The organism is Caballeronia sp. AZ7_KS35, assembly GCF_023631045.1.
In the GTDB taxonomy this organism is placed as follows: domain Bacteria; phylum Pseudomonadota; class Gammaproteobacteria; order Burkholderiales; family Burkholderiaceae; genus Caballeronia; species Caballeronia zhejiangensis.
This window is the reverse complement of sequence record NZ_JALQDV010000033.1, coordinates 74776-100347: the sequence shown is the minus strand read 5'-3', so window position 1 is coordinate 100347 and position 25572 is coordinate 74776. Positions and strand designations below refer to the sequence as shown.

Genomic DNA, 25572 nt, shown 5'->3' with positions numbered 1-25572 from the left:
GCTACCGCTTCGAGCGAACGGGAGAGATCAGCTTCCGGACGCCAGATTCAATATACAAGTAACCAAAGAAAGCAGCTTTTCAGGCCCGCGGTCACACGCACGTTGGGTAGTCCTCTCGTCACAGGCGGCACTCGCCTAAAGAGTGCCCTCAAACACCTAATCGGGCTTGGATCGCGCACGGTCTGCCGCCCGAAGGTGTTGAGGACACTGGTTCAGCACGAAACAGCTTCGGCACAGCGCTACGCGCTGCCGCCGGGTCCGCAAGGAAAACCAAAGGGCGGCGATTGCAGTGAGATGGAGACGTTAGTAGAGAAGCACATGCATCCCCGATGGACCGGTCGGCCGCGAAGCGGGCTGGAGCTATTTGGTGCTGAACCCGTTTGGTGTGTGGTGCGATGTGACGGACCGTGCGCGATCCAAGCCCGGTTGGGCCTATGAGGGCACTCTTTAGGCAGCCCACGATGGACGAGAGGACTACCCAAATTGCGTGTGACCGCGGGCGTATCAGTAGCTGCTTTCTTTGCTTACTTTCTTTGCAGCAGCAAAGAAAGTGAGTGCCGCCCCGCACAGGGGCAACGCTAATAGACCGCCGCGAACACAGGATTTCATAGAAGAAGCCGAATCTCCAAACATAAGGAACCCGAAATGAACATCACCCAAGGAACATTCTCCTTCCTGCCACCATTAACCGACGAAGAAATATCCGCACAGATCAATTACGCGTTAGAGCAAGGCTGGGCCTGCTCGGTGGAATACACCGACGATCCCCATCCAAGGAATACGTATTGGGAAATGTGGGGCCTCCCCATGTTCGACCTCCACGATGCCGCCGGCGTGCTGATGGAAGTGAACGAATGCCGCAAGACGTATCCGAACCACTACATCAAAGTAAACGCCTTCGACTCCGTCCGCGGATTCGAAACGATGCGCCTCTCGTTCATGGTGAATCGCCCAGCGGAAGAACGAGGCTTCCGACTCGAACGCCAGGACGACAGAAGCCGCATCCAGCGCTATGCGATCCGCACCTACGCAACCGATCGCCCGAGCGGCGAGCGTTATTGATGAGGAACACCGACCATGAACGCCGAAGCCACGCTCGAAGAAGCGCCGCAAGCGAAAGCGATGCACGCCGACCTGATGGCGCTCTATCGCGAATCGCGCATCGGCGAAGTACTGGCGGAACTGGACCGCGATCTCATCGGCCTCGCGCCGGTCAAGACGCGCATCCGCGAGATCGCCGCCCATCTGCTCGTGGAGCGCGCCCGCGAGACACTCGGTATCGCATCGGGTGCGCCCACGCTGCACATGTGCTTCTCGGGCAATCCCGGAACCGGCAAGACCACGGTTGCGCTGCGCATGGCGCAAGTGCTGCATCGCCTGGGCTATATCCGCCGCAATCATCTCGTCTCGGTGACACGCGACGATCTCGTCGGCCAGTACATCGGCCATACCGCGCCCAAAACGCGCGAAGTGCTCAAGCGTGCGATGGGCGGCGTGCTCTTCATCGACGAGGCCTATTACCTGTATCGCCCGGAAAACGAACGCGACTACGGACAGGAAGCCATTGAAATCCTGCTGCAAACGATGGAGAACCAGCGCGACGACCTCGTCGTGATCCTCGCGGGATACGAGTCGCGCATGGAGACGTTCTTTCATAGCAACCCGGGCTTTCGTTCGCGCATCGCGCATCACCTCGTATTTCCGGACTACGCGCCCGGCGAGCTTCTGCAAATCGCCGAGCACATGCTGAGCGACATGCACTACCGCTTCGACGACGCCGCCCGATGCGCCTTCGAAGACTATCTTGCGCATCGCATCAGACAGCCGAACTTCGCCAACGCGCGTTCGGTGCGCAATGCGCTGGATCGCGCGCGACTGCGTCAGGCGAACCGGCTGTTCGCCGCGGCCGAAAGCGGCAACGGTGTCGCCGATGCCAACGCGCTGATGCAACTCGACGCCAGCGATATCCGCGCGAGCCGCGTGTTCACCGATTCATAACTCGAAGGAGAACGCGATGCAGGATGGACGCACGACCTTATCGAAGTTCCTGATCGACACGCTCGACCGCAAGCCCGGACCCGAGGCGGCGAGCGGACTCTCCGCGCTGTTGATCGACGTGGCCGCATCGATCAAGACGATCGCGGCCGCATTGACGCGCGGTGCGTTGAGCGGACAGCACGGCTCGGCACAATCGATCAATACGCATGGCGAGGAACAAAAGAAGCTCGACCTCGTGACCAACGATATTTTCCTGCAGCATTGCGAATGGGACGGTCTGCTCGCGGGCATGGTGTCGGAAGAAATGGACGACGTCTACGCGATTCCCGAGCCGTATCCGCGTGGCGAGTATCTGCTCGCGTTCGATCCGCTCGATGGCTCGTCCAACATCGATATCAACGGCGTAGTCGGATCGATCTTCTCGGTGTTGAGGCGCGCGAGCGACGAAAGCGACGCGCCCAACGATGCAGCGTTTCTGCGTCCGGGCCGCGAGCAGGTTGCGGCAGGCTATGCGATCTACGGCCCGTCGACGATGCTCGTGCTCTCCGTCGGCAATGGCACGCACGGCTTCACGCTCGAACGCGATGTCGGCAACTTCGTGCTCACGCACTCCGATATTCGCATTCCCGAGGATTCGTGCGAGTTCGCGATCAACGCATCGAACGAGCGCTTCTGGGAACCCCCCGTGCGCCGCTACGTGCAGGAATGCAAGGACGGCCGCACCGGATGCCGCGCGCAGGACTTCAACATGCGCTGGATCGCATCGATGGTCGCGGAAGTGCATCGCATCCTCATGCGCGGCGGCGTGTTCATGTATCCGCGCGACTTCAAGACGCCAGCGATGGAAGGCCGCCTGCGTCTCCTGTATGAAGCCAGCCCGATGAGCTTTCTCGTCGAGCAGGCGGGCGGGCTGTCGATCACCGGGCGCGAACGCATTCTCGATGTCGAGCCGAAAGCGCTGCATCAACGCGTGCCCGTGATACTCGGCTCACGCAACGAAGTCGACCGCATTCAGCGCTATCACGGCGAATACGATCGCGGCGAGGACAAGCCGTTCACGTCGCCCTTGTTCAAGGAGCGCTCGCTGTTCCTGCCGGAAACGGAAGCCTGATCCCGCATCTGAAACGGCGCTCATCGATTACATTCAGGGAGACAAGCGCATGTCAGTCAAACATCCGATCGTTGCAGTGACCGGTTCGAGCGGCGCCGGCACCACCACCGTCATGAAGAGCTTCACGCATATCTTCAGGCGCGAAAAAATCAACGCGCAGATCGTCGAAGGCGATGCGTTCCATCGATACGATCGCCTCGGCATGCGCGAAGCGATGAAGCAGAGCGAACGCGACGGTCTCGTCAACTTCAGCCACTTCGGGCCGGAAGCGAATCTGCTGCTTGAACTCGAAACGCTGTTCGATACCTACGGCGAAACCGGCGGCGGCAAGTTTCGCCACTACGTGCACGATGAAGGCGAAGCCGTGCATTACAAGCAGGAAGCGGGCACCTTCACGCCATGGGAAGACGTCACGCCCGGCACGGACATGATGTTCTACGAAGGCCTGCATGGCGCAGCCGTCACCGACAAGGTCGATATCGCGCGTCATGCGGACTTGCTCGTCGGCGTGGTGCCGATCATCAATCTCGAATGGATTCAGAAGCTGCATCGCGATCAGACGATGCGCGGATACTCGCATGAAGCCGTCGTCGATACGATCCTGCGCCGCATGCCCGATTACGTGAACTACATCTGCCCGCAATTCTCGCGCACGCATGTGAATTTCCAGCGCGTGCCGACCGTGGATACGTCGAACCCGTTCACGTCGCGCGAGATTCCGCAGCCCGACGAGAGCTTCGTCGTGATCCGCTTCGCGAAGCCGAAGGGCATCGACTTTCCGTATCTGTTGACGATGCTGCACGACTCGTTCATGTCGCGGCCGAATGTGATCGTCGTGCCCGGCGGCAAGATGGGTCTCGCGATGCAGCTCATCTTCACGCCGATGATCCTGCAGCTACGCGACCGGCGCGCGCGCGCATGAAAGGTTTCTCATCATCGCATCCAAGGAGGCATCACATGAATGCCGTCGCTGAAGCATTGCCCCGACTTCATCGCTCACCCGACACGCGGCAGATGGCGAACGCGTTGCGCATGCTCGCCGTCGATGCCGTGAGCCAGGCCAACTCCGGTCATCCCGGCATGCCGATGGGCATGGCGGAGATCGCGGTCGCGTTATGGGGACGTCATCTGAAACATAATCCCGCCGATCCCGACTGGCCCGATCGCGACCGCTTCGTGCTGTCGAACGGGCACGGCTCGATGCTGCTCTATGCGTTGCTGCATCTGAGCGGCTATGACTTGTCCATCGACGAGATCAAGCGCTTCCGGCAGATGGGCAGCAAGACGCCCGGACATCCGGAATTCGGCGTGACGCCCGGCGTCGAAACGACGACCGGACCGCTCGGGCAAGGGCTGACGAACGCAGTCGGCATGGCGCTTGCCGAAGCGTTGCTCGCGCGCGAGTTCAATCGGCCGGGGCATGAGATCGTCGACCATCGCACGTATGTTTTCGCGGGCGACGGCTGTCTGATGGAAGGCGTGTCGCACGAAGCGGCGTCGCTTGCGGGCACGTTGCGGCTGAACAAGCTCACCGTGCTTTACGACGACAACGGCATTTCCATCGATGGCCACGTCGACGGCTGGTTCACCGACGATACGCCGAAGCGCTTCGAATCGTACGGCTGGCATGTCGTGCGCGCGGTGGACGGCCACGATGTCGACGACGTATCGCATGCGTTGCAGCTCGCGCGCGAGTCGGACCGGCCGACGCTGATCTGCTGCAAGACGGTGATCGGCCTCGGCGCGCCGAAGATGGCCGGCACGCACGATGTGCACGGCGCGCCGCTTCCCGCCGACGAAGTGGAAGCGACGCGGCACGCGCTTGGCTGGATGCATCCGCCGTTCGAGATCCCATCGCCGATACGCGCGCTGTGGGACGCGCGCGAGGCGGGCGCGGCGGCACAGGACGACTGGAAACGTCGCTTCGGTGCGTATCGCCGCGTGTTTCCGGGCGAGGCCGCCGAATTCGAGCGGCGCGTGCGCGGCGCGTTGCCCGCGAACTGGCGCGACACGGCGCATACGCTCGTGCGCGATGCGGATCGCGCGCGACAGAGCATCGCGACCCGCAAGGCGTCGCAACTCGCGATCGAAGGACTGGCGCGCGCGTTGCCCGAACTGCTCGGCGGTTCGGCCGACCTGACCGGCTCGAATCTCACGCGCTGGAAGGACGCGGTCGATGTAAGCGCCGCGCCGGAGAAGGGCAACTACATCCACTTCGGCGTGCGCGAGTTCGGCATGAGCGCGGTGCTGAACGGCGTTGCGCTGCATCGCGGGTATCTGCCGTTCGGCGGCACGTTTCTGACGTTCTCCGACTATTCGCGCAATGCGCTGCGCATGGCCGCGCTGATGAAGACGCGAACGGTGTTCGTTTTTACGCACGATTCCATCGGACTCGGCGAGGATGGCCCGACGCATCAGCCGATCGAACACGCCGCGACGCTGCGCATGATTCCGGGCCTCGACGTGTGGCGTCCGTGCGATACGGTCGAGACGATGCAGGCGTGGATCGGCGCGATCGAGCGCGACCGGCCTTCGTGTCTGCTGTTGTCGCGGCAGAATTTGCCGTTCGTGCCGCGCGACGAAGCGCAGATCGACGGCATCGAGCGCGGCGGCTACGTGCTCGCCGACTGGCCTTCGACTTGCGAGCGCGATGCGCGCCGCGTCGTGTTGATCGCGACCGGCTCGGAAGTCGCGCTTGCGCTCGCCGCCGTCGAGCCGCTGAAGAAAGAGGGCATTCTCGCGCGCGTCGTGTCGATGCCTTCGACGACCGTGTTCGATCGCCAGTGCAACGCGTGGCGCGAACGCGTGCTGCCCGAAGGCGTGCCGCGTGTCGCGATCGAAGCGGGCGTCACGGCGTTCTGGCGGCAGTACGTCGGGCTGAATGGCGGCGTGATCGGCATCGATCGCTTCGGTGAATCGGCGCCCGCCAGCGAACTGTTCGCGCACTTCGGCGTGACGACCGATGCGCTCGTCGACGAAGCGCGCCGCGTGGCCGCATGATTTTCGCGTTTTGCATGGAGACATCACGATGGCTTTCATCGCATTGAGGCAGTTGCTGGATCACGCGGCGGAGCACGGTTACGGCGTGCCCGCGTTCAACGTCAACAACATGGAGCAGGTCCACGCAATCATGCAGGCGGCCGAGGCGACGAGAAGCCCGGTCATCCTGCAGGCGTCGGCGGGCGCGCGCAAGTATGCGGGCGAGCCGTATCTGCGGCATCTGGTGTTGGCGGCGGTCGAGGCGCATCCGGATATTCCGGTGGTGCTGCATCAGGATCACGGCGCGAGCCCGTCGGTTTGCCAGCAGGCGATTCGTTCGGGCTTCACCTCCGTGATGATGGACGGCTCGCTCATGCCCGATCAGAAAACGCCCGCGGAATACGACTACAACGTGGACGTGAGCCGGCGCGTCGTCGAGGCGGCGCATTCGGTGGGCGTGTCGGTGGAGGGCGAGCTGGGTTGTCTCGGATCGCTGGAGACGGGGCGCGCCGGCGACGAGGACGGCGTCGGCGCACAAGGCGCGCTGAGTCACGATCGCCTGCTGACCGATCCCGACGAAGCGCGCGCGTTCGTCGAGGCGACGGGCATCGATGCGCTCGCGATCGCCATCGGCACGTCGCACGGCGCTTACAAGTTCAGCCGCCAGCCAACCGGCGATATTCTCGCGATCGATCGCATCGCCGAGATTCACGCGCGCATTCCGGATACGCATCTCGTGATGCACGGTTCGTCGTCAGTGCCGCAGGAATGGCTCGCGATCATCCGCGAGCATGGCGGTGAGATTCCGGCGACGTTCGGCGTGCCCGTCGATGAAATTCGGCGCGGCATCGCGAACGGCGTGCGCAAGGTGAACATCGATACGGATATCCGGCTCGCGATGACCGGCGCGATGCGGCGCGCGATGGCGTCGGCGAAGTCGGAGTTCGATCCGAGGCATGCGCTGAAGGCGGCGACGGCGGCGGCGCGGGATTTATGCGTCGAGCGGTTCGAGGCGTTCGGCTGCGCGGGACACGCGGATCGCATCAGGCCGATGGGACTCGAGGCGATGGCGAAGCGGTATCACTGAGAGGAGCGCCGCTCGGTAAGACGGGCGGCTTCAGGCAGATCCTTCTGCGCTTCTTCGACACTGAAAATATACTCATGTCCTCGGATAGTTAAGGAGAACTTCGATGCTATCCGAGTGCAATCGCCCCACCAATATGCCAAACCGCCAATCGAAACAATTGGGACCTATTTCATGCCTACCGAATCACCGACAGCCATCCCCGCATGTTCCATCTCGGCCCTGCGCAATCGAAGATCGTACGACATGAGCAGCGCCCGCATCTGCGGCGACATGCCGTGATAGTGAACGAGAAAGCTCGACGGCACACGAAAGCCCCACGGCGTGTTGATGTCAACGAGGCTGCATATGTCTTCGCTGCCCAACGATGCCTGCTCCGAGACCGCGCAATTGAAATGCCATTGATCCCCGCCGCCCGATACGAGACTTTGCTTGTCATCGACGTTCTCGACGCTTGCGATGACCCGATCGAGTAGCGCGGCATTCGCAGGCGTGCGGCGAAAACCCATCACGCCTGAATTGAAAATCCAGGTGCCGACATCGCGCGCAAGAACGAGATCGCGGCTGCTGCAGAAAGACTCGAGTGGCCGGTCGAGATCGTTGACGAGCGTGTCGGCGTCGAGCCAGAAAGCCCATTCGTGATGCGGGAGGTTTTCGCGCAGCAGGAAAGGCTTGACCCAATTGCCGCGCATCGGCAGGCGTTCGGCGATGCGGCGCGGAACCTCGCGATGCACGTACAAGGTATAGCCATGACGTTCGCAATACTCACGCAGGTTCGCTTCTGCGATGCGTCCGTAGATCGCTGCCTCTGGCGTGTAGACGGTCGTGATCGACACGGGCCGTCCGGGATTGCAGGTGCTCATGGCCGTCATCGTGCTTTCATCGGATGCGCCGTCCTCGAACGCACGCGCATGGTTGTTGCGATGTGCATTGAGATGCTCGATGAGCGCTTCCCGCAGCCGGGGATGCACGCATGTTCGCGAGAGATCGGCGTGCTCTTCGGCGATAGCGAGCGCGAATACGCGAAACCGCGGCCATACGGGCATGAGGGGGCCACTGGCGGCGAGCACCGCGTAGATCGGGTTCCGCGCGTTACCGCAAACGCGAGGAAACGTGCATGCATCGAAGGCATCGAGCAGGTCGGTTTCGATTGGCGGTATAGGCGATCCGAACCGGCAGCGATTCACGACTTTCAGCAGCTCGGCGCGCACCCGATCCGTGTTGCGCCAGATTTGAACATCGGGTTGAGGCCGCACGTCCTTGATACGGGTGAGCAGCCAGTCGCGTTCGCCGAGCACGAAGTCGAGCGGCACCGGCTCGACGATCGCAGCGTTCTCGCTCAGCAACAAAACGATCTCGCCCTCTTCGGCGCGGTGCATTTCGGAGAGCAGCGACTCGTACTTGAAGAGCCATTGCGCCGGCGCGTTCCGATAGATGTCTGCCGCGTCGATGACGATATGGCGATACCCATGCAAGGCGGCATAGTGTCGATGATTGTCGAGCGCTGCGCGGGAGGGGTGAAGAAAAAGACTGATGACTTGCATGATGGCGGCGCCGCTCCGTTGAAAGGAGAGCTGCGCGAAGGCTTAAAGGCGTGGAGAAATGTTCAACGGCGGATGCGAAGTACAAAAAACTAAGGATTACGCTGTAGTTCATGTTGTTAGCGGAACCGCATTTTAGGCTATTTGCAGTCAACCATTGAATAGTTCGAGCAACCTTTTTGGAGCGATGTCATCATGCCTACCGAATCACCGACTGCCGAACTCGGCGCGATCGCATCCGGTTTCGTGCTCCCCGCGACCGACGGCAGCATGCACACACCTCATTCTCTGAAGGGTGAGAACGGCCTCGTGATCGTCTTCATGTGCAATCACTGTCCCTACGTGAAGGCCGCGATGCCGAACCTGATCCGCGATGCGCGCGCGTTGCATGAAATCGGCGTCAACGTGGCAGGCATCAATTCGAACGATGCGGCCGTCTACACCGACGACGCCTTCGATCGCATGATCGCGGTCGCCGAAGAATGGAACCTGCCGTTTCCGTATCTGCACGACGAAACGCAGGAAATCGCGCGCGCGTATGGCGCGGTCTGCACGCCGGAGTGCTTCGGCTTCGACCGCGAATTGCGCCTGAAATATCGCGGCCGAATCGATGCGTCGCGCAAGCAGGCTTTGCCCGATGCGCGCCGCGATCTCTTCGAAGCGATGCGCGCAGTAGCGATAAACGGCGAAGCGCCCGAAGCGCAATATCCCGCGCTCGGCTGCTCGATCAAATGGAAGCCTTAGCTTGTCTTTTTTGTGCTGCCGGGCGCATGCCACGCCATCAGGTCTTCATCGGGCCGATCGACTTCGCATCCCCAATCGAGTTGCTCATCCTGATCGAAGCGCTTGCCCAGCTGCCACGCGATTTCCGCGCGCGCGAGCTGCACGCCGAGGTAGAACGCGTGCCCGCCATCGTTTTCGATCTTCAGCGCGGGATAGAGCGCGAACGGATCGACGGCGACGTGATGCCCGTCGCGGTTATAGACATGTATGCCGTCCGCCGATACTTGCACGCGAAAATTCGGATCGCGCACGGCGGCGGCGAATGCGGCGATCTCTTCGGCATCGTACGGAAACGGCCGCTTTGCGTGCAGCGCGGACAGATCGGCGGATATGCCTTTGGGCAGCGTCTGCGTTTCGCGCGCGGCGTGCATCACGCGACGCGCGACATCGGCTTCGCGAACGGCGCGGCGCGCGTGCAGGCTGACCGACGTCGTCAGCACGGCGGCGATGCGCAATTCCGCCGCCATGCCGAACAACACTGCGTTGATGCCGCTCGTGTCGGCCTCGGTCAGCTCGGTCACATTGCCGACGCCCATCATGATCGGCACTTCGGGATGACGCTCGCGCAACGACACGTAACGCGCGATGGACGCCGCGAGTCCGAACGGAATCGGATCGAGAATCGGATCGGCGAGAAAGGCGCGGCCGCGCCTCGTCATCGCGTCGATTGCGGCATCGAGCGATGCGACGTCCGCGGGCTCGCGCGGCACGAGTATCGGCGTCGACGCAATTTCATCAGTTATCCATAGCGTATCGACGTTGAGGCTCATCACATAGTCCGCGCCCGCGCGCCCGCCGCGCACGAGTTCCTCTTCACGCATCGAATCGACGCTCACGCGATAGCCTTGCTCTTTAAGCATCGCGACCGCGTCCTCGAGATGAGCAAACGGCGTTTCCGGCAGACAGCCGATATCGATTACATCCGCGCCTTGCCGCTTGTATTCGCGCGCGCGCGCCGCGATGCCGTCGAGATCGAGACGCGGCGCATCGACGATCTCCGCGAATATCTCCGTCTCGTAGCGCGACAGATCGACATGCCGCGCCTCGCGTCCGAAGAATTGCGGCAAGTCCTTCACCTCTTCGGGACCGCGCTCGACCTTCACGCCGTAATGCGCGGTGAGGGCGTCGAGATCGCCGCGGCATCGGCCGGGCACGATCATGCGAGTCGTGCCTTCGCTCAAGGGCGTCGCGACGCGCCGGCGGATCATGTCGGCGGTCATCAGGCCCGCGACCTGAAGGCCGATCTCGCGCACTTCCCATGTGAACGGCGATCCTGCGGCCGCAGGCGCGATGCTTTCGAGCACTTGCCGAAGGCTCGGCTCCGCGAGCCGTCCCGTCAGGAAGACGATGTGTTCCATGCGAGCTTCAGGTCCGCCAGGCGTTGATCGAGCGCGGCTTTGAGATCGTCGAGCGAGCGGGCCACGGTGGTATGCGCGAAGCGCGCGAGCCGCTCGACGTTCTCGAACTCGATCGCGCGCGGCCTCACTTCGACCCATTCGTGCGGGGCCTGCGTGATGACGGAGGGCGCGGTATCGCATGCGAACACGATGCCCGGCACGCATTGCTTGCCGGCTTGCGCATAGAGATTGGTGGGCAGGGTGTCGGAGATGCCGAACGCGCATTTGGCGACGGTGTTGCTCGTCGCGGGCGCGATCACGACCGTGTGATATTCGCCGCTATAGATCATGCCGACGGGCACGCTGCTCGCGCTGTTGTCGCGCAACACCTTGAAGTGCTCGCGCAGTTTCGCGACAGTCCAGCCGTAGAGCGGCAGCACTTCCTCGCCGGCAGACGAGAGAAACAGATCGACGCCCGGAAGCTGCCGTGCGAGCGCGATCGATTCTTCGAGCATATGGCCCGAGCCCGTCACGCACCACGCAAAGCGCGCGTCGGGCTTGAACTCGTCGAGCCGGCGGGCGGGCGTGGGTTGCGTCATGCGTCGGATGCGCCCGGCGTATCGTGCGACAGCCGGATATGCAGACGATGCATCTTGCGATACAGCGTATTGCGGCTGATGCCGAGCACCTTCGCGACATTGCTCACGTTCCAGCGATGCTCGTCGAGCAACTGAAGCACGGTCTCGCGCTCCTTGACCTGGATCGCGTTGAGCGACGACGTATCGGCATCGTCGGCGAGATGCGGCGCTGCGGTTATCGGCGTGCGTGCGGCGGTTTGCGTGACCGGCGCGACGCCGTTCGCGATCTCTGGCGGCAGATGCGCGCAGCGAATCTCGGGGCCGTCGCAGAGTGCGATCGCCATCTGCAGCACATGCCGCAACTGGCGGATATTGCCCGGCCACGGATAGTTCAAGAGCGCCTGCTTCGCTTCGGCGGAAAGCGCGGGCGGTTCTTCGGCTTCGGTCTCGAGAATATGGCCGATGAGCGCGAGCGCATCGGCGCGTTCGCGCAGCGGCGGCAGATTGATCTCGATACCGTTCAGCCGGTAATACAGGTCCTCGCGGAACATGCCGGTTTGCACGAGCTCGACGAGATTGCGGTGGCTCGCGCTGATGAGCTGAAAGTCCACCTTCACCGTCGTTTCCGCGCCGAGCGGCGTGACCTCGTGTTCTTCGAGCACGCGCAGAAGACGCGCTTGCAAGGCGAGCGGCATGTCGCCGATTTCATCGAGGAAAAGGGTGCCGCCGTTCGCCTGCACGATCTTGCCGCGACGGCCTTCACGCTGCGCGCCGGTGAACGCACCGGCGCGATATCCGAACAGTTCGCTTTCGATCAGATTCTCCGGCAGCGATGCGCAATTCACCGCGACGAACGCACCGGTTCCGTTAGGGCTGATGCTGTGCAGCGCATTGGCGAAGACTTCCTTGCCGGTGCCTGTCTGGCCGCGCAGGATGATCGGGATCTTCCGCTGGATCACGCGCGCCGCGAGTTGAATCTGCGAGGCCATGCGCGGATCGCCGAACTCCAGATGCGCGAGCTTGTCGAGGCGGCCCGCCGATGCCGGCTCGCGCGCGTCCTTCTTCGACGCTTTGGCGCGCGCGCCGGGCGCGGACAGATCGCGCGATGCCGGATCGTTCATCAGGATGCGCGTTGCGCCCTTCGCGCCTTCGCGCGACGTCTGCGCAGTGAGGAAGAAGCGGCTGTTCGCCTTCGCGCTGTAGACCGTCACCGGATGGAACGAGCCGCGAATGCTGCGCGCGATCATGTCTTCGAGCGACGCATTGAACGCTTCCTCGATGCGCTTGCCGCACAGCTCGGCGGGCGAGCGCAGATCGAGCTGGAAGAGGGCGCTGCGGCTTGCGGCGAGCACGACGCCGTCGTCGCTGACGGCGAGCTTGCCCGCATGCAGAGTGCCGACGAACTCGGGCCGGCTATGAAAGTGGATCATGTTCGCGTGCCGGTAGCGCGCATCGATCAGACGATTTTCGATCATCTGCCGCGACATGCCGACGAGCACGAGCGAATGCTGCTGCAACAGCTTCGAGCGGCTCGTGACATCGAGCACGCCGACGACGGTGCCGCGTTCATCGAAGATCGGCGCGGCGGAGCACGTGAGCGATGTATAGCGTGGATAGAAATGCTCGTGCTGACAAACGGCGATGCAGTCGCGCTCGATGAGGCACGTGCCCATGCCGTTGGTACCGGCTTCGCGCTCGCTCCACATCGCGCCGACGCGCAGGCCGTCGGCGGCGACGGCTTCGCCGAACGGCACCGACGACACCTGATGCACGATGACGCCATCGGCATCGACGAGCACGACGGCGAGTTCAGGATCGGCGAGTTGCTGATAGAGCGTCGTCATTTCGAGCTTCGAGCACGCGATGAGATCGCTCGCGGCTTCGCGACGCTCGTTGAGTTCGTGCTGCGCGAGCACGGGCGGCATGACGAAGCGGCCTGGATCGAGCCTGAATTCCGTGAGGCATCGCAGCCACGATTGCGCGACCGAATCGCTGGCGCGGCGCGCGGCCAGCGGATTATTGACGATGTTCAGCACTTCCCGGACATGCGTGTCTACGTCAGCAAGTGACGACATGGGGGCAAGTCTCCGTTGCGCCGCATTCCGGTGCGCGTTTCGCGCGGCCGTTCGACGCCGAATCTGTTGTGTTTTACGCTGGCGCTGCGGCCAATCGTGCCTGAAGGCGCGCCTCGTGGCCGGATGATCGGGAGATTTCAGGTGCTGTCTGCGGACCCGAACGACCGGTTCTCAAAAACTGTACATCCTTAGGCGCGTAGGTTCAATAAGTAGTCGCATAGAGTGATGCGAACGCGCCCGCTTTTTGCTTGCCATTCGCGGATGGATTCGGCGATTGGCGCCGGGTCTCTTTTCTATAAAGGGCCGCATTCGCGCGGTGATGAACATATGGGCCGATTCGAACCGATCCGCGAAGCTGCGCATGTTGCGCCGCAACCTGATGCGTCCCTATCGCATGCTGCAATGGACATCGTTTATATCGAGGGACTGACGGGGCAGACGGTTATCGGCATCGACAAGAGCGAGCTGCATGATCCGCAGCCGGTGCGGATGAGCCTCGCGATCGGAGTGCCGTCGTTGCGCGCCTGCGTGACGGATCGGATCGAGGACACGGTCAACTATGCGGCAGTGCGGGAGGCGGTTCACGGGCTGCTTGCGTCGCATGGATTGCAGTTGCTGGAGGCGCTGGCGGAGCGCATCGCGCAGATGCTTATCGCGGATTTCGGTGCGCATTGGGTAAGGGTTACGCTGGCCAAGCCAGCCAAGTTCGATGATGTCGATGCTGTGGGTGTTGTGATTGAGCGACGACGTAGCGTCGATGTGCGGGGCGGCGGTTCTGTTAGCCTTGCTTGGATCGGGCGGGGGTATGTGCCGGGGTGATGGGTTTTTGGTTTTTTTTCGCTTTTGGTTTTTGGCTTTGGTTTTCGCCGGATCCCGGTTTCGCGTCGGTCTATTAGCGTTGCCCCTGTGCCGCCCCGCACAGGGGCAGTGCTAATAGACCGACACGATCACGGGATCCGGCGAAATCAAGAGCGCGAGAGAAAACCGCAAGCAAAAAGAACTTCACTTGGCAGCAGCCTTCTGCTGAATCCCACAAGCCTTATAAGCATCCCTCTGCAATTCCCGATACTTTTTGGTTTGAGCCTTCGCGCGATCCACGCGAAACTCTGCCCCACCTTCCCCACCCAACGTAGCGTACTTAGAAAACGTAGATTGCTCGACGTAATCGTCATAAGTAAGCACCTTGGCGATCTTGTCGATCGCACACGAGCACTTGTACACGTTGGCGAAATCGTGCCCGTTATCGTCCATGCATCCGAGCACGTATTCCACGCGCCCTTCGGTCGGATAATCGTGCGTCTTCGCCGGCGGCGGCCCGCCACCCGCGCCTGTCGCGGCGAACGAAAGCGGCGAGATCAGCGAGAGGCAAAGAAGCACCGACAACGCGCAGCAACGTGGGGTCATGCGAAGAGCCTCGTGGTTATGAAACGAACAACGCCAAGACAGCCGGCACGCAAAAGACCCACACGCACCGGCCCCAAACAACAAATCAGCTCGGCGAGAACGGATGCGACATCGTTCCCTTCTTCGATACTACATCCTGGGCCGATGGCTCGCCCGCCACCGCGCGCGCAATCGCTTCCTTCGTCGCCTGATAGTTGAAGTCGTGAATCTTCTGGTCGTTGTCCGCTTCCCAGTGAATGAACACGCCGACGCAAATGAACAGGTCGTCGGCTTCGTCGGCGGGAATGACGCCGCCTTCCACGCTGTCGGCGACAGCCATCGCCACCGCGCGCTGCGCCGGGCCGAACATCTGCACGGCCTGCTTCGCGCCCTTGATCGTCACCTTGTTGAAGAGAATCGTGTTCGGCTTGGTCAGCAGATTCGGCGCAACCACGGCGAGCAGCGACGTGAAGCCGTCCTTGTTGTTCGTGAGCGCGTTGCAGAACGCGGTCTCGGCAGCGGAACCTCGCGGTCCGATGATCAAGTCGATGTGTGCCACCTCGTTGCCATCGCCGACGAGCGACTCTCCTACCAGGACGCGGTTGATCTTGGCCATGCTGTTCCTCCAGTGATGTGTGGTTCTAGGGATAGCGACTTGCTCTCGACTCGCGACGGGCACCTCTTTAGCCGCGCAAGGCTCGCGGTCCCACCGGATTGCCGATGCGACCGCTCAACCGCGAACTTCCTAACATGTTCCGTGCCAATTTCCGGTCCGCGCGGGCAGACTTCATGCATTCGCCGATGACGTCGTCAACGCGACGAAAAGCGCCGCCACCGCGAGGTCCGCGCTCGTGCCGGGATTGATGCCGCGCGCCTTCAGTTCGGCATCCCATCGATCGAGCGCGGGCGACTCCGCGGGACAACCCGCCGCGTGCCAGTTCGCGCGATGCATCGCCGCATCGCGCGTGACACTTTGCGCCATCGCCGCGCCCTGCTTGCGCACAATGTGCGAATCGGGCCAGCCGGAAAGAAACGTCAGGAACGCTTCCAGCATCGCGCGATGCTCCGTCGCCGACGACACGGCGCCCACCGCATCGAGGCCCGCGCCGAAGATATCGGCGAAACCGTTCTCATACTGACGCGCAATGCTGTCGCGATCCGCCGCGAGCGACATCGCCGCGCGCAAGGTCACGGTCGGCGGCGCATGCACGGGCTGCTCGGGCGCGTCGCCGAGGCCGCCCGGATTCGCCAGCGCGATCGCGCGATACGCGAGGCGCGCATCGTCGACGTCCAGTTCCGCGAGCACGCGCTCGGTCGCCGCGCGCCAGCGCGATGCATCGATCGGAGCGTCGCCATCGAAACGTTCGAGCGCGGCGCACAAAGGCGCGGCGAGCAGCACGATGCCCAGATTCGTGTTGCAGCCGACCGCGTCGAAAGTCCGCCGCACGGCGTCGAGAATGCGCGCGCCCACGCGTGCGCGCGGCGTGAAGAGTCCCGCCGCCGCCGTGCCCGCGCTCGCGATGAATTGCGCCGATGTCATGTTGTGCCCCGCGCTCGCGACGCTCACGTTGCCGGGCTTCCTGGTCTCGACATCGAGCCGGCACGCGCGCAGAAACGCGGTGCGCGCGGCGTCAGACGCGCTCATCGCCGCTGGCGAGCGCAAGCGGGCCTTTCGATGCGGCCAGCTTGCGATCGAGAAAATCGTCGACGAGCAGCGCCGCGATATCGCGCGGCGTCACCGATTGCAAACCGCGCCACGCCGCGACGCCGTTCACTTCGAGCACGACCGGCCGTCCGCCTTCCGACGGAATCAGATCGACGCCCGCGTAGTCGAGACCGAGCGCCTGTGTCGCGCGCACGGAGATGTCTGCGAGCGCGGGCGTGATTTCGGCAGGCTCGCATTTCGCGCCGCGCGCGAAGTTGTGGATCCAGTCTTCGCCGCCGACGCGCTTCATCGCCGCGACCGCCTTGCCGCCGATCACGAGCACGCGCCAGTCGAAGCCAGGCGCACCCGCATCGACATAACGCTGCAGATACGCGACCTGACTGAAGGGTTCCAGCGACGGCAGCGTCACGCCGGGCTTCTTCAGCCCTTTGCCCTGCGAACCGAAAAGCGGCTTCATCACGACTTGCCGGCCCGCCGCCGCCTCGCGCATCAGCACGCGCTGCGCATGCGACGGCGATTCGCTTGCCCACGTCGCGGGCGTCGGCACGCCGTATCGGTTGAGCAGAAAGCTCGTCATCGACTTGTCGACGCTGCGCTCGATCGCGCGCGCATCGTTATAGACGGGCACGCCGCTCTCGCGCAGCGCATGCAGGATGCCGAGCCGCAACGTCACCTGCTCGAACGTGCCGCCCGCGATGCCGCGCACGAACACCGCGTCGGGCAGCGTGTGGCCGAAGCCGGGAATCGCGAGACCGTGCGGTTTCCATGTCGTGTCGATGCGGCAATCCGCGAGATCGACGCAACGCGCTTCGACATCGCGCGCGCGGAATGCTTTCTTCAGGCGGCCGGTGTGCCAGCCTGTCTCATCGGTCATGATGGCGACGCGCAAGCTCATGACGCGCTCCATTGCGCGTCGAGCAAAGGCTTGTCGACCTTGCCGCCGTGATACGTCGCGCCGCTTTCGAGACTCGACACCCACGCTTCGGCGGGCGCGAAGAGCGCCGGATCGATCTGATAGAAGTCGTAGTTGAACGACGTGAAGATCTCCGCGAACGGGCGCCCGTAATCGCGCGCATTCGACGACGGCAATTCGGCGGCGAGCCGCTTCGCGACCGCATCGCTTTTGACCGTCAGATGCACGCGGCCGCCGTAGAGGATCGCGTCGTTGGTGCGGCCCATCGCCTGGATGCCGTCGGGCGCGGGCGGCGGAAGCGGCGCGCTGCCGCTGCCTTCGACGATCTCCGCGAGATCGACGCCCAGCACATGCGTCTTGTGCAGCGCGACTTCCACGACACGCGCGACGACCTGCACCGTGCCCGCAACAGACTGTGTCGGCGTCACGGCGATGACGAGCTTGTCCGGCGCGAGGCCGCAATCGTTGAGCACTTTGTCGATGACAACTTGCGGCGGCAGCCGGTCCACTTCCATCACGAGCGCACCGCGATCGTGGCGGTCGCGATAGCCCAGTTCGTCGAAGAGCGGTTCCTTGCACGCGAGCGCGCGCGCCGGCCCCGAGCCGAGCGAGAAAAATTTCTTGCCGCCCGTTTGCTCCTTGGTCGCGGAAAGGCTCCAACCCGCGTACTGACTCGCGAGGCACGCGAGCACCGGGTTGCTCGTATGCACTTCGATGAAGCTCGGCCAAAGCGGTGCGTCATCGAACGCGCTGCGCCGCGCGACCCGCCCGAGCCCGCCCATGCAGATGCGCGCAATCAGGATGCCCGCGTCGGCGCTGCCTTTGGCGTTCACGCCCGCATCGACGATGACGGTGCCGCCATCGGTGCGCGTGACGTCGACGTGAAGACGCGCGGCATCGTCGATGAGACGCGCGACGAGCCGCTCGCTCGATGCGTTGACGCTCACCGCCGAATCCGCCTGGAAAGTTGAAGTCATGGTCTCGATAAGAGTTCGATGCGTTGCAAAAGGCGCGCATGCTCGCGATCCAGCGCGTCGCGCAGATCGGAGAACGCGGGCGCGGACGCGGTCATCGTGCAGACCGGCTGGCCCGCTTCGATGCGCGCGCCGACGAGCGGCACGTCGTGACACGCGGGATCGTCGAAACATGCGTCGCTGAACGCGGGCGACGCCGTGAAGCCTTCGTGCGCGAACACGACGCGCTGCCCCGCATGGAGCGGCGGGGTGCGAGCGGCGGTATCCGGCGCGTGCGGCAGCTCGCCGTGCAGACACGCATCCAGATGCGCGCCGATCAAACCGCGCGGCCAGGCGTCGGGCCAGGCGGCTTCATAGAGCGCCATCGTCGATGACGGGCGCGTGTTGATTTCGAGCACGCTGAACGTGTCGCCGTCGAGCAGAAAGTCGATGCTGTTCAGCCCCGTCAGATCCGTTTGCCAGACGATTCGATCAATCGCTTCGACGATGCGCGCCGCGATGCGCGCGGACAATCGCACCGGCCCGAGCGAGCCCGCGTGCACGAAGGGCAGACGTCCCGCCGCGACCGTCAGTTGCTCCGCGAAGCCGATGACCGCCGCCTCGCGATGCGCGGCGACGAAAAGCGCGGACATCGAACGGCCCGGCGCGAGCCGCTGAAAATACGCGCCGGCGGGCGCGCGCCCGACATCATCGGCCCATTCGATATGCGTGCCGCCGCAGCCGTCCGAACGTTTGACGAGCCAGCCGCTGCGATCGGCGGGCGGCGTGTAGCGCACTTCCGGATGCGCGATGTGCGCTTCGTCGAGCAGCGCGAAGAAGCGGCGCGGATCGCGCACCGCCGCCGCCTGCGCGCCGTTGCCGATGAAGCGCGGCATGTGCGGCGCGCGGCTCAGTTCGCCCGCGAGCGGCTCCAGTCCGCTCGTCACGATTAGACCGAGCATGCGCGGCAGGCGCGCGGCGTGTTCGAGCGCATCGAAGAGACGCGCGCGATCGATCGACAGACCCTTGCCGCCAATATCGAACCACATGCCCGCGTGCTCGCGCGTGTCGCGATCGCCGAAGATATCGAGCGCGACGACGTTCAGTCCCGCGCGCGCCGCCGATTGCGCCAGAAGCCGCGCCGACAAACCCGCGACGGCGATGCGCGGTGCGCGGGATAGCTCGCCTGCGATCATGAGCTTTGTCCCGCGACGATCGCGCGGGCTTCGTCGAATGCTTCGGGAAAGCCGAGATAAACGGGCTTGCCGCCGGTGCGCATGCGCAAAAACAGCCGATGCTCTGCCTGATATTTGACGTTGCCGATCGCGAGCGCGCCGATGCCGACCGCGTCCGCGCGTGCGGCGCCCGCGAGCGGCTTGCCGTCGTCCATCACGTTGACGCCGGCGATGCCTTCGGGCGGCACGGCGTTCACATCGGCGGCGATCAGCACGTTTTTTGCGTGGGCGAGATCGGCGGATGTCATCACCTGTACGCCCGCGACCGCCGTCGCGAACACGACTTCGGCGCGCGCGAGTTCGCGATGCAACTGATCGGGCGAGCCGGTCGCGACGCCCGAAGTCGCGATATCGAAGCGGCGATTGATTTCGTCGCTCACTTGCGTCGCGCGCGACTGGCTCGAATGGCTCGCGACGACGACATCCGCGCCGAGCGATGCGGCCATCGCCGCGGCCACGCGTCCGACCGCGCCGGTGCCGCCGAGAATGAGCACGCGCTTGCCGCCGAGATCGACGGAATGCGCGGCGCGCAGATGCTTTTCCGCGAGCGCGACGAGCGCGGCGGCGGTCGTGTACGCGCCGCTCGGATCGGCGAAGACGGAGACTTCGAACGGCGGGACCATCGCGTTGCGGGCTTTTTCGAGCATGTCGGCGGCGAGCATCACGTCGCGTCCGCCGATGAAGATGCCCGTGCGCGACACGCCTTTTGGCCCGCGCGAGAAGATCGCGTCCTGCGTGAGCTGCACGACGATGTCTTCATCGACATTGCAGTAGGGCACGAGGATCTGATAGCCCGCGTCGGCGGCCATGTTCACATCGAACGGACTCATTTGCGGCGTGCTGGTGAACATGTGCAGGACGTAGGGTCTTTCGGTGGCTTCGGGCATGGCGATGGACTCGTTGGGCGTGGTGGATGGTTCGATGTGCGTTCCGTGCTCAGGCCGCGTCCGCGCCGTGATGACGATGACCCGCCGCACGCCACGTCGCGCCGCGATTGCGTCCGGCGGCGATCGTGAACGCGAGCGGTGCGCCTTGCGAGACGCGCTGCGCGGCGGCGAGCGCGCGTTCGGCGTCCTGCGCGCTCGCGACGAACGCGAAGCCGACCGGCCCCCACGATGTCTGTCCGATGCCCGCTTTCTGCTCCGCGGCGACGGCTTCGAGCGCGCGCGCGACGGCGGGGCTCGCGAACACGCCGCCTTGAACGGGCGCGAAGTATTCGCCGATGGTGTGTTGCAGGTCGCAGATGGCGTCGGCGTAGGTGTCGAAATCGTGTTCCGCGACGGCGGGCAGGACGCGCATCAGCACGAGATGCGAAAGGTGCGCGGCGAGCGATGCGGGGAAGGGTGCGAGCGATGCGAGGCCGCGTTTCTCTTCGTCGCCGTGGAGGCCTTCGCGCGAGGTGTCGTCGATGAGCAGGACGCGCCATGCGTCCGGGAATGGCTGGCGGGCGATGAGCGGCGGCAGTTTCGTCGTGGAGGTGTGGCGGGTATTGCGCGCGTCGCGGCCGCCGTCGACGATCAGGCCGCCGTGATCGAAGCCATGTATGCCGATGCCGGAGCGCGCGCCTCGCGCGAGGATTGTGGCGATATCGGCGGTGGTGGCTTCGTGGCCTCGTACGCGGGCGTAAGCGGTTCCCAGGGCCAAGGCCAGCTGCGTGCCGGAGCCTAAGCCCGTGTGGGCGCGCGGGGTTTCGTGTACCTCGATGTCGATCGTTGGGCCTTTGCCCAGTGCTGCTTCCAGTTGCTCGACGTGGTGTTCGATGCGTTCGCGTTGTGCTTCGGTGGTTGCGCCTTCGATGTGCGCATCGCGTCTGGATGCTGGTGCTTGCCTCGCCGTTATGCGCGTGCCGTGCGCGTCGATCGCAAGACCCACGCTGCCGAAGACGCGGCCCAGCGAGCCATTCGGATCGATGAAGCCAAGATGCAGGCGCGCAGGCGATTCGACTGTGATCGCCGTGGGCGGCGAGATGCGTGCTGGTTGAGTCGGCATCGGGATGGGCTTCCTTTTTCTTGGCGGGATTTTTTTGGGGCTTTGGGGTTAGGCAAATCCTGTACCAGTTTTTTTGTTTCGCCGGATTCCGTGGTCTGTCGGTCTATTAGCGTTGCCCCCTGTGCGGGGCGGCACTCGCTTTCCTTGCTGTAGTCGCCGGATCCCGGTTTCGCGTCGGTCTATTAGCGTTGCCCCTGTGCGGGGCGGCACCTACTTTCTTTGCTGCTGCAAAGAAAGTAGGCAAAGAAAGCAGCTTTTCAGGCCCGCGGTCACACGCAATTTGGGTAGTCCTCTCGTCGCAGGCGGCACTCGCCTAAAGAGTGCCCTCATCACAATAACGGGGCTTGGATCGCGCACGGTCCGCCGCCCAATAACTTCGAGGGCGCTGGTTCAGCACGAAATAGCATCGGCACAGCGCTACGCGCTGCCGCCGGGTCTGCAAGGGAAACCATCGGTTTGCGCGCGCAGTGCGATAAAGATGTTAGTAGCGAAGCACGCGCCGACCCGATAGACCGGTCGGCCGCGCAGCGGGCTGGAGCTATTTGGTGCTGAACCAGTTGGTATGTGGTGCGATGAGACGGACCGTGCGCGAGCCAAGCCCGATGGGGCCTATGAGGGCACTCTTTAGGCAGCCCACGATGGACGAGAGGACTACCCAAATTGCGTGTGACCGCGGGCGTGTCAGTAGCTGCTTTCTTTGCTTACTTTCTTTGCAGCAGCAAAGAAAGTGAGTGCCGCCCCGCACAGGGGCAGTGCTAATAGACCGACACGAATACGGGATCCGGCGAAAGCGAAAGCGAAATCAAAAGCGGAACCGAAAGCAAAAGCAAACCTCAACCCTCGTCATACTTGATATAGCGGAAGCGCTGATCATCCGAGGGAGTGCCCTCGAGCGGCCCATCCTCCTTCCCGGGCTGCCATTGAATGACCTCTTCGATCTTCGAAGCAAGAGCAAAGTCCTTATCCGTGATGCCTTTAGCGGAATGCGTCTTGAGCTTGACGATGACGAACGCATAAGAAACCGTGAGATCCGGATGATGCCAGGCCGCTTCGGCGAGATGCGCCACCGTATTCACGACCATGAGCGTCCCCTTCCAGCTTTCCGTCTTGAACTTGCGCCTGAGCCACCCATCCTCGACATACCAGTGCTGGAGCACACCGGTCAGACGCTGCTTGATCTCCTCATCGGAATAGACCTTCTCGGCTTGAGCCATGGCGAAGCCTCCGCAAAATTATCGACGCAAGACCCAGTATGCGCCAAACAAAACATGCTGCATCGCGTCATGTCACACGCGCCGCATGACTGTTCGCGTATTTGACACAGTATGTGTCGCCACCCGACAGAAATTCGTCCACTAACGACAGCATCACCCGTCGAATTCCCGATTTAAAGCAACAGAAGTTAAACCGGCATGGAATATGCAATTGGCCTCTCTACGCAAACGTCCGGCTATGTACTGGACGAAGCGCAACTCGTTACCTGCATTTGAAGGCGCGCACGATGCAACCCGGTAGCGTGGTCATCCCTGGGTCGGAGGCATCACCATTCTGGAGGAGACATGAACTTACGCACCCTGGTTCTTGGACTGGCGGTGGCAGCGACGGCAGGCCTGAATTCTTATGTCGCTCAGGCCGACTCGCAGCTCGACAGCCTGATCAAGAATCCCTCGAACTGGGCGGCGCAAGCGGGCGATTACTCGAATCACCGCTATAGCACGCTCAAGCAAATCAACGAAAACAACGTCGGCAAGCTACAGGTTGCCTGGACCATGTCGACTGGTGTGCTGCGCGGTCATGAAGGCTCGCCGCTCGTCATCGGCGACACGATGTATATCCACTCGCCCTTCCCCAACAAGGTTATCGCCATCAACCTGAAGGATCAGACCTTCATCTGGCAATACCAGCCCAAGCAGGACAATCAGGTCATATCGGTGATGTGCTGCGATACGGTCAACCGTGGCCTTGCATATGGCGACGGCAAGATCTTCCTCCAGCAAGCCGACACCAAGCTCGTCGCGCTCGACGCAAAAACCGGCGACGTCGTATGGACCGCGACCAACGGCGATCCGAAGAAAGGCGAAACCAACACCAACGCGCCGCACGTTTTCGGCGACAAGGTCCTGACCGGCATCTCGGGTGGTGAGTTCGGCGTGCGCGGCCGTATCGTCGCGTACAACATCAAGGACGGCAAGGAAGTCTGGAAGGCCTACAGCACCGGTCCCGACAACGAAATGCTGATGGACCCGCAGGCGACCATGACCTGGACCGACGGCAAGATGACGCCGGTCGGTGCCGACTCGTCGCTCAAGAGCTGGCAGGGCGACCAGTGGAAGTACGGCGGCGGCACGACATGGGGCTGGTACGCATGGGATCCGAAGCTGAATCTCATCTACTACGGCTCGGGCAATCCGGGCACATGGAACCCGACGCAGCGTCCGGGCGACAACAAGTGGTCGATGACGATCTTCGCGCGCGATCTCAACACGGGCCAGGCGAAGTGGGTCTATCAGATGACGCCTCACGACGAGTGGGACTATGACGGCGTCAACGAGATGATCCTCTCGGACCTGAACATCGGCGGCAAGACCGTGCCGGCGATCGTTCACTTCGACCGCAATGGCTTCGGCTATACGCTGAATCGCCAGACGGGCGAACTGCTCGTCGCGCAGAAGTACGACCCGGCGGTGAACTGGGCCGATAGCGTCGATCTGAAGAGCGGCCTGCCGATTCGCAATGCGAGCTACTCGACGCAGAAGGCCGGTCCCGATCACAACGTGAAGAACATCTGCCCCGCAGCGCTCGGCTCGAAGGATCAGCAGCCGGCCGCATTCGATCCTGGCTCCAAGCTCTTCCTCGTGCCGACGAATCACGTCTGCATGGACTACGAGCCGTTCCAGGTCGATTACGTGTCGGGTCAGCCGTTCGTCGGCGCGACGCTCTCGATGTATCCGGGCCCGAACGAGAAAGGCGCGATGGGTAACTTCATCGCGTGGGATGCCTCGAAGGGCAAGATCGTGTGGTCCAAGCCGGAGAAGTTCTCGGTGTGGTCCGGCGCGCTCGCGACCGCAGGCGGCGTCGTGTTCTACGGCACGCTCGAAGGCTACATCAAGGCAGTGCGCATCAAGGACGGCAAGGAGCTGTGGAAGTTCAAGACGCCATCGGGCGTCATCGGCAACGTGTTCACGTACCAGTACCAGGGCAAGCAGTATATCGGCGTGTACTCGGGCATCGGCGGCTGGGCCGGCATCGGCATGGCGGCGGGTCTCGAGAAGTCGACGGAAGGCCTGGGCGCGGTCGGCGGCTACAAGGAGCTCGCGAAGTACACGGCTCTCGGCGGCACGCTCTTCGTGTTCGCGATTCCGGGCGGTTGATGTTTCTTCGATGTGAATGAGTCGATGTGCGATGCGCGGCGGCTGCAACGGCCGCCGCGCCGCAGCAACACGAAGCACCTCATATACAAGACATGTTCAAGGAGTCAGACGTATGAAAGGCCGATCACTCTTGATGCTGACGATGACGCTCGCTGCTTCGTCCGCTTCCTTTGCACAGACGCCGCCTGCGATGCCTGCGCAAATCAAGCCGGTCGCGTATAAGGTCGTCGATGGCAACAAGGTAGACAGCGACACGCTGCAGGGCTGGAAGACCTGGCGTGCGCTCGCGTGCGAACGCTGTCACGGGGCGAAGCAGGAAGGGATGGTCGGCCCGTCGCTGATCGATGCTTTCAAGACGCTCGACAAGAATGAGTTTCATCGAACCGTATTCGGCGGTCGCGTGGACAAGGGTATGCCCGACTTCAGCGCGAGCCAGATGATGCAGAAGAACTGGGAGAACCTCTATGCGTATCTGAAGGGGCGCTCCGACGGCAAGATCAACCCGGGCGATCTGCAGGCAATCGATGCAAAATGAAGACGTTGCATGGCCGATTGGCGGCTGACGTCTGATGACTG

23 protein-coding genes are annotated in these 25572 nt (G+C 63.1%); 10 read left to right on the top strand and 13 right to left on the bottom strand.

Going from position 1 to position 25572, the window contains the following annotated elements; genetic code table 11:
- Window positions 1-645 precede the first annotated feature (645 nt).
- From NCT05_RS21920 to fba, 6 genes are read left to right on the top strand one after another with little or no spacing between them, the layout of a single operon-like run.
- Entirely contained in the window at window positions 646-1062 is a 417-nt protein-coding gene (locus tag NCT05_RS21920) for a ribulose bisphosphate carboxylase small subunit (RefSeq protein WP_008354337.1), read from the top strand.
- A 15-nt stretch (window positions 1063-1077) separates the two neighbouring features.
- On the top strand, window positions 1078-1998 hold the full coding sequence (cbbX, locus tag NCT05_RS21915; protein ID WP_008354338.1) for a CbbX protein: 921 nt from the start codon (window positions 1078-1080) through the stop codon (window positions 1996-1998).
- 16 nt (window positions 1999-2014) lie between these two features.
- Window positions 2015-3109, top strand: coding sequence for a class 1 fructose-bisphosphatase (locus tag NCT05_RS21910; RefSeq protein WP_008354339.1), 1095 nt, complete (start codon window positions 2015-2017; stop codon window positions 3107-3109).
- Between the two features lie 49 nt (window positions 3110-3158).
- Window positions 3159-4031, top strand: a complete 873-nt coding sequence (locus NCT05_RS21905; RefSeq protein ID WP_175982833.1) for a phosphoribulokinase — start codon at window positions 3159-3161, stop codon at window positions 4029-4031.
- A gap of 35 nt (window positions 4032-4066) precedes the next feature.
- Window positions 4067-6109, top strand: a complete 2043-nt coding sequence (tkt, locus tag NCT05_RS21900) for a transketolase (protein WP_250503155.1) — start codon at window positions 4067-4069, stop codon at window positions 6107-6109.
- A gap of 28 nt (window positions 6110-6137) precedes the next feature.
- Window positions 6138-7175, top strand: coding sequence for a class II fructose-bisphosphate aldolase (gene fba / locus NCT05_RS21895; protein ID WP_008354342.1), 1038 nt, complete (start codon window positions 6138-6140; stop codon window positions 7173-7175).
- Window positions 7176-7339: 164 nt separating this feature from the next.
- Here the strand turns inward: fba and NCT05_RS21890 are convergent, their stop codons facing one another.
- Window positions 7340-8716 (bottom strand): glycosyltransferase family protein, encoded by a 1377-nt coding sequence (locus tag NCT05_RS21890; RefSeq protein ID WP_250503154.1) that lies wholly within the window; start codon window positions 8714-8716, stop codon window positions 7340-7342.
- A 192-nt stretch (window positions 8717-8908) separates the two neighbouring features.
- Here NCT05_RS21890 and NCT05_RS21885 point away from each other — a divergent pair, with 192 nt between their 5' ends.
- Entirely contained in the window at window positions 8909-9457 is a 549-nt protein-coding gene (locus NCT05_RS21885; protein ID WP_175982836.1) for a thioredoxin family protein, read from the top strand.
- Here NCT05_RS21885 and NCT05_RS21880 read toward each other — a convergent pair.
- Genes NCT05_RS21880 through NCT05_RS21870 form a run of 3 tightly spaced genes read right to left on the bottom strand, consistent with a single transcriptional unit; the run spans window position 9454 to window position 13486 of the window.
- Complete coding sequence (locus NCT05_RS21880) at window positions 9454-10854, bottom strand: DUF6513 domain-containing protein (RefSeq protein WP_250436150.1); 1401 nt, start codon at window positions 10852-10854, stop codon at window positions 9454-9456. The genes NCT05_RS21885 and NCT05_RS21880 overlap by 4 nt on opposite strands.
- On the bottom strand, window positions 10833-11432 hold the full coding sequence (locus tag NCT05_RS21875) for a flavoprotein (protein WP_250460606.1): 600 nt from the start codon (window positions 11430-11432) through the stop codon (window positions 10833-10835). Before NCT05_RS21875 ends, NCT05_RS21880 begins: the two co-directional genes overlap by 22 nt.
- The gene (locus NCT05_RS21870) at window positions 11429-13486 is read right to left on the bottom strand and encodes a sigma-54-dependent Fis family transcriptional regulator (RefSeq protein WP_250436148.1); all 2058 of its coding nucleotides are present in this window, start codon (window positions 13484-13486) and stop codon (window positions 11429-11431) included. The genes NCT05_RS21875 and NCT05_RS21870 overlap by 4 nt, the downstream gene beginning before the upstream one ends.
- A 327-nt stretch (window positions 13487-13813) precedes the next feature.
- On the opposite strand from NCT05_RS21870, the gene NCT05_RS21865 reads away from it, so the two are divergent.
- A complete protein-coding gene (locus NCT05_RS21865; protein ID WP_250503153.1) occupies window positions 13814-14305 on the top strand; it encodes a dihydroneopterin aldolase in 492 nt (163 codons plus the stop codon).
- Window positions 14306-14488: 183 nt separating this feature from the next.
- On the opposite strand, the gene NCT05_RS21860 is transcribed toward NCT05_RS21865, so the two are convergent.
- The 9 genes from NCT05_RS21860 to NCT05_RS21820 form a co-directional block, all read right to left on the bottom strand.
- On the bottom strand, window positions 14489-14890 hold the full coding sequence (locus NCT05_RS21860) for a hypothetical protein (protein WP_008354350.1): 402 nt from the start codon (window positions 14888-14890) through the stop codon (window positions 14489-14491).
- An 85-nt stretch (window positions 14891-14975) separates the two neighbouring features.
- Window positions 14976-15485, bottom strand: coding sequence for a formaldehyde-activating enzyme (fae, locus tag NCT05_RS21855; protein ID WP_008354351.1), 510 nt, complete (start codon window positions 15483-15485; stop codon window positions 14976-14978).
- A 171-nt stretch (window positions 15486-15656) separates the two neighbouring features.
- Window positions 15657-16514 carry a triphosphoribosyl-dephospho-CoA synthase gene (locus NCT05_RS21850; RefSeq protein ID WP_175982838.1) on the bottom strand — a complete coding sequence of 286 codons (858 nt, stop codon included), beginning with the start codon at window positions 16512-16514 and terminating at the stop codon, window positions 15657-15659.
- A complete protein-coding gene (locus NCT05_RS21845) occupies window positions 16501-17430 on the bottom strand; it encodes an ATP-grasp domain-containing protein (protein ID WP_250503152.1) in 930 nt (309 codons plus the stop codon). The genes NCT05_RS21850 and NCT05_RS21845 overlap by 14 nt, the downstream gene beginning before the upstream one ends.
- Window positions 17427-18425, bottom strand: coding sequence for a methenyltetrahydromethanopterin cyclohydrolase (gene mch, locus NCT05_RS21840; RefSeq protein ID WP_250503151.1), 999 nt, complete (start codon window positions 18423-18425; stop codon window positions 17427-17429). Before mch ends, NCT05_RS21845 begins: the two co-directional genes overlap by 4 nt.
- On the bottom strand, window positions 18422-19597 hold the full coding sequence (locus tag NCT05_RS21835) for an ATP-grasp domain-containing protein (protein WP_008354355.1): 1176 nt from the start codon (window positions 19595-19597) through the stop codon (window positions 18422-18424). The genes mch and NCT05_RS21835 overlap by 4 nt, the downstream gene beginning before the upstream one ends.
- Window positions 19594-20523 carry an NAD(P)-dependent methylenetetrahydromethanopterin dehydrogenase gene (locus tag NCT05_RS21830; protein ID WP_250503150.1) on the bottom strand — a complete coding sequence of 310 codons (930 nt, stop codon included), beginning with the start codon at window positions 20521-20523 and terminating at the stop codon, window positions 19594-19596. Before NCT05_RS21830 ends, NCT05_RS21835 begins: the two co-directional genes overlap by 4 nt.
- 49 nt (window positions 20524-20572) lie before the next feature.
- Window positions 20573-21625, bottom strand: a complete 1053-nt coding sequence (locus NCT05_RS21825) for a beta-ribofuranosylaminobenzene 5'-phosphate synthase family protein (protein WP_008354358.1) — start codon at window positions 21623-21625, stop codon at window positions 20573-20575.
- 833 nt (window positions 21626-22458) lie between these two features.
- The gene (locus NCT05_RS21820; protein WP_250503149.1) at window positions 22459-22839 is read right to left on the bottom strand and encodes a 4a-hydroxytetrahydrobiopterin dehydratase; all 381 of its coding nucleotides are present in this window, start codon (window positions 22837-22839) and stop codon (window positions 22459-22461) included.
- A 345-nt stretch (window positions 22840-23184) separates the two neighbouring features.
- Here NCT05_RS21820 and NCT05_RS21815 point away from each other — a divergent pair, with 345 nt between their 5' ends.
- Both NCT05_RS21815 and NCT05_RS21810 read left to right on the top strand, forming a co-directional pair.
- Window positions 23185-24996, top strand: a complete 1812-nt coding sequence (locus tag NCT05_RS21815; protein WP_008354360.1) for a methanol/ethanol family PQQ-dependent dehydrogenase — start codon at window positions 23185-23187, stop codon at window positions 24994-24996.
- A gap of 112 nt (window positions 24997-25108) precedes the next feature.
- Window positions 25109-25531, top strand: coding sequence for a c-type cytochrome (locus NCT05_RS21810; protein WP_250440783.1), 423 nt, complete (start codon window positions 25109-25111; stop codon window positions 25529-25531).
- The last annotated feature ends 41 nt before the right edge of the window (window positions 25532-25572 follow it).

Excerpts from the sequence above, each read along its gene's own strand:
- NCT05_RS21825 (WP_008354358.1), bottom strand. The coding sequence starts at position 21,625 with ATGCCGACTCAACCAGCACGCATCTCGCCGCCCACGGCGATCACAGTC.
- fba (WP_008354342.1), top strand. The coding sequence starts at position 6,138 with ATGGCTTTCATCGCATTGAGGCAGTTGCTGGATCACGCGGCGGAGCAC.
- NCT05_RS21810 (WP_250440783.1), top strand. The coding sequence starts at position 25,109 with ATGAAAGGCCGATCACTCTTGATGCTGACGATGACGCTCGCTGCTTCG.
- NCT05_RS21865 (WP_250503153.1), top strand. The coding sequence starts at position 13,814 with ATGGGCCGATTCGAACCGATCCGCGAAGCTGCGCATGTTGCGCCGCAA.
- NCT05_RS21870 (WP_250436148.1), bottom strand. The coding sequence starts at position 13,486 with ATGTCGTCACTTGCTGACGTAGACACGCATGTCCGGGAAGTGCTGAAC.
- NCT05_RS21860 (WP_008354350.1), bottom strand. The coding sequence starts at position 14,890 with ATGACCCCACGTTGCTGCGCGTTGTCGGTGCTTCTTTGCCTCTCGCTG.
- NCT05_RS21880 (WP_250436150.1), bottom strand. The coding sequence starts at position 10,854 with ATGGAACACATCGTCTTCCTGACGGGACGGCTCGCGGAGCCGAGCCTT.
- NCT05_RS21920 (WP_008354337.1), top strand. The coding sequence starts at position 646 with ATGAACATCACCCAAGGAACATTCTCCTTCCTGCCACCATTAACCGAC.
- NCT05_RS21885 (WP_175982836.1), top strand. The coding sequence starts at position 8,909 with ATGCCTACCGAATCACCGACTGCCGAACTCGGCGCGATCGCATCCGGT.
- fae (WP_008354351.1), bottom strand. The coding sequence starts at position 15,485 with ATGGCCAAGATCAACCGCGTCCTGGTAGGAGAGTCGCTCGTCGGCGAT.
- tkt (WP_250503155.1), top strand. The coding sequence starts at position 4,067 with ATGAATGCCGTCGCTGAAGCATTGCCCCGACTTCATCGCTCACCCGAC.
- cbbX (WP_008354338.1), top strand. The coding sequence starts at position 1,078 with ATGAACGCCGAAGCCACGCTCGAAGAAGCGCCGCAAGCGAAAGCGATG.
- NCT05_RS21820 (WP_250503149.1), bottom strand. The coding sequence starts at position 22,839 with ATGGCTCAAGCCGAGAAGGTCTATTCCGATGAGGAGATCAAGCAGCGT.
- NCT05_RS21845 (WP_250503152.1), bottom strand. The coding sequence starts at position 17,430 with ATGAGCTTGCGCGTCGCCATCATGACCGATGAGACAGGCTGGCACACC.
- NCT05_RS21890 (WP_250503154.1), bottom strand. The coding sequence starts at position 8,716 with ATGCAAGTCATCAGTCTTTTTCTTCACCCCTCCCGCGCAGCGCTCGAC.
- NCT05_RS21905 (WP_175982833.1), top strand. The coding sequence starts at position 3,159 with ATGTCAGTCAAACATCCGATCGTTGCAGTGACCGGTTCGAGCGGCGCC.
- NCT05_RS21875 (WP_250460606.1), bottom strand. The coding sequence starts at position 11,432 with ATGACGCAACCCACGCCCGCCCGCCGGCTCGACGAGTTCAAGCCCGAC.
- NCT05_RS21830 (WP_250503150.1), bottom strand. The coding sequence starts at position 20,523 with ATGCCCGAAGCCACCGAAAGACCCTACGTCCTGCACATGTTCACCAGC.
- NCT05_RS21815 (WP_008354360.1), top strand. The coding sequence starts at position 23,185 with ATGAACTTACGCACCCTGGTTCTTGGACTGGCGGTGGCAGCGACGGCA.
- mch (WP_250503151.1), bottom strand. The coding sequence starts at position 18,425 with ATGACTTCAACTTTCCAGGCGGATTCGGCGGTGAGCGTCAACGCATCG.
- NCT05_RS21910 (WP_008354339.1), top strand. The coding sequence starts at position 2,015 with ATGCAGGATGGACGCACGACCTTATCGAAGTTCCTGATCGACACGCTC.
- NCT05_RS21850 (WP_175982838.1), bottom strand. The coding sequence starts at position 16,514 with ATGAGCGCGTCTGACGCCGCGCGCACCGCGTTTCTGCGCGCGTGCCGG.
- NCT05_RS21835 (WP_008354355.1), bottom strand. The coding sequence starts at position 19,597 with ATGATCGCAGGCGAGCTATCCCGCGCACCGCGCATCGCCGTCGCGGGT.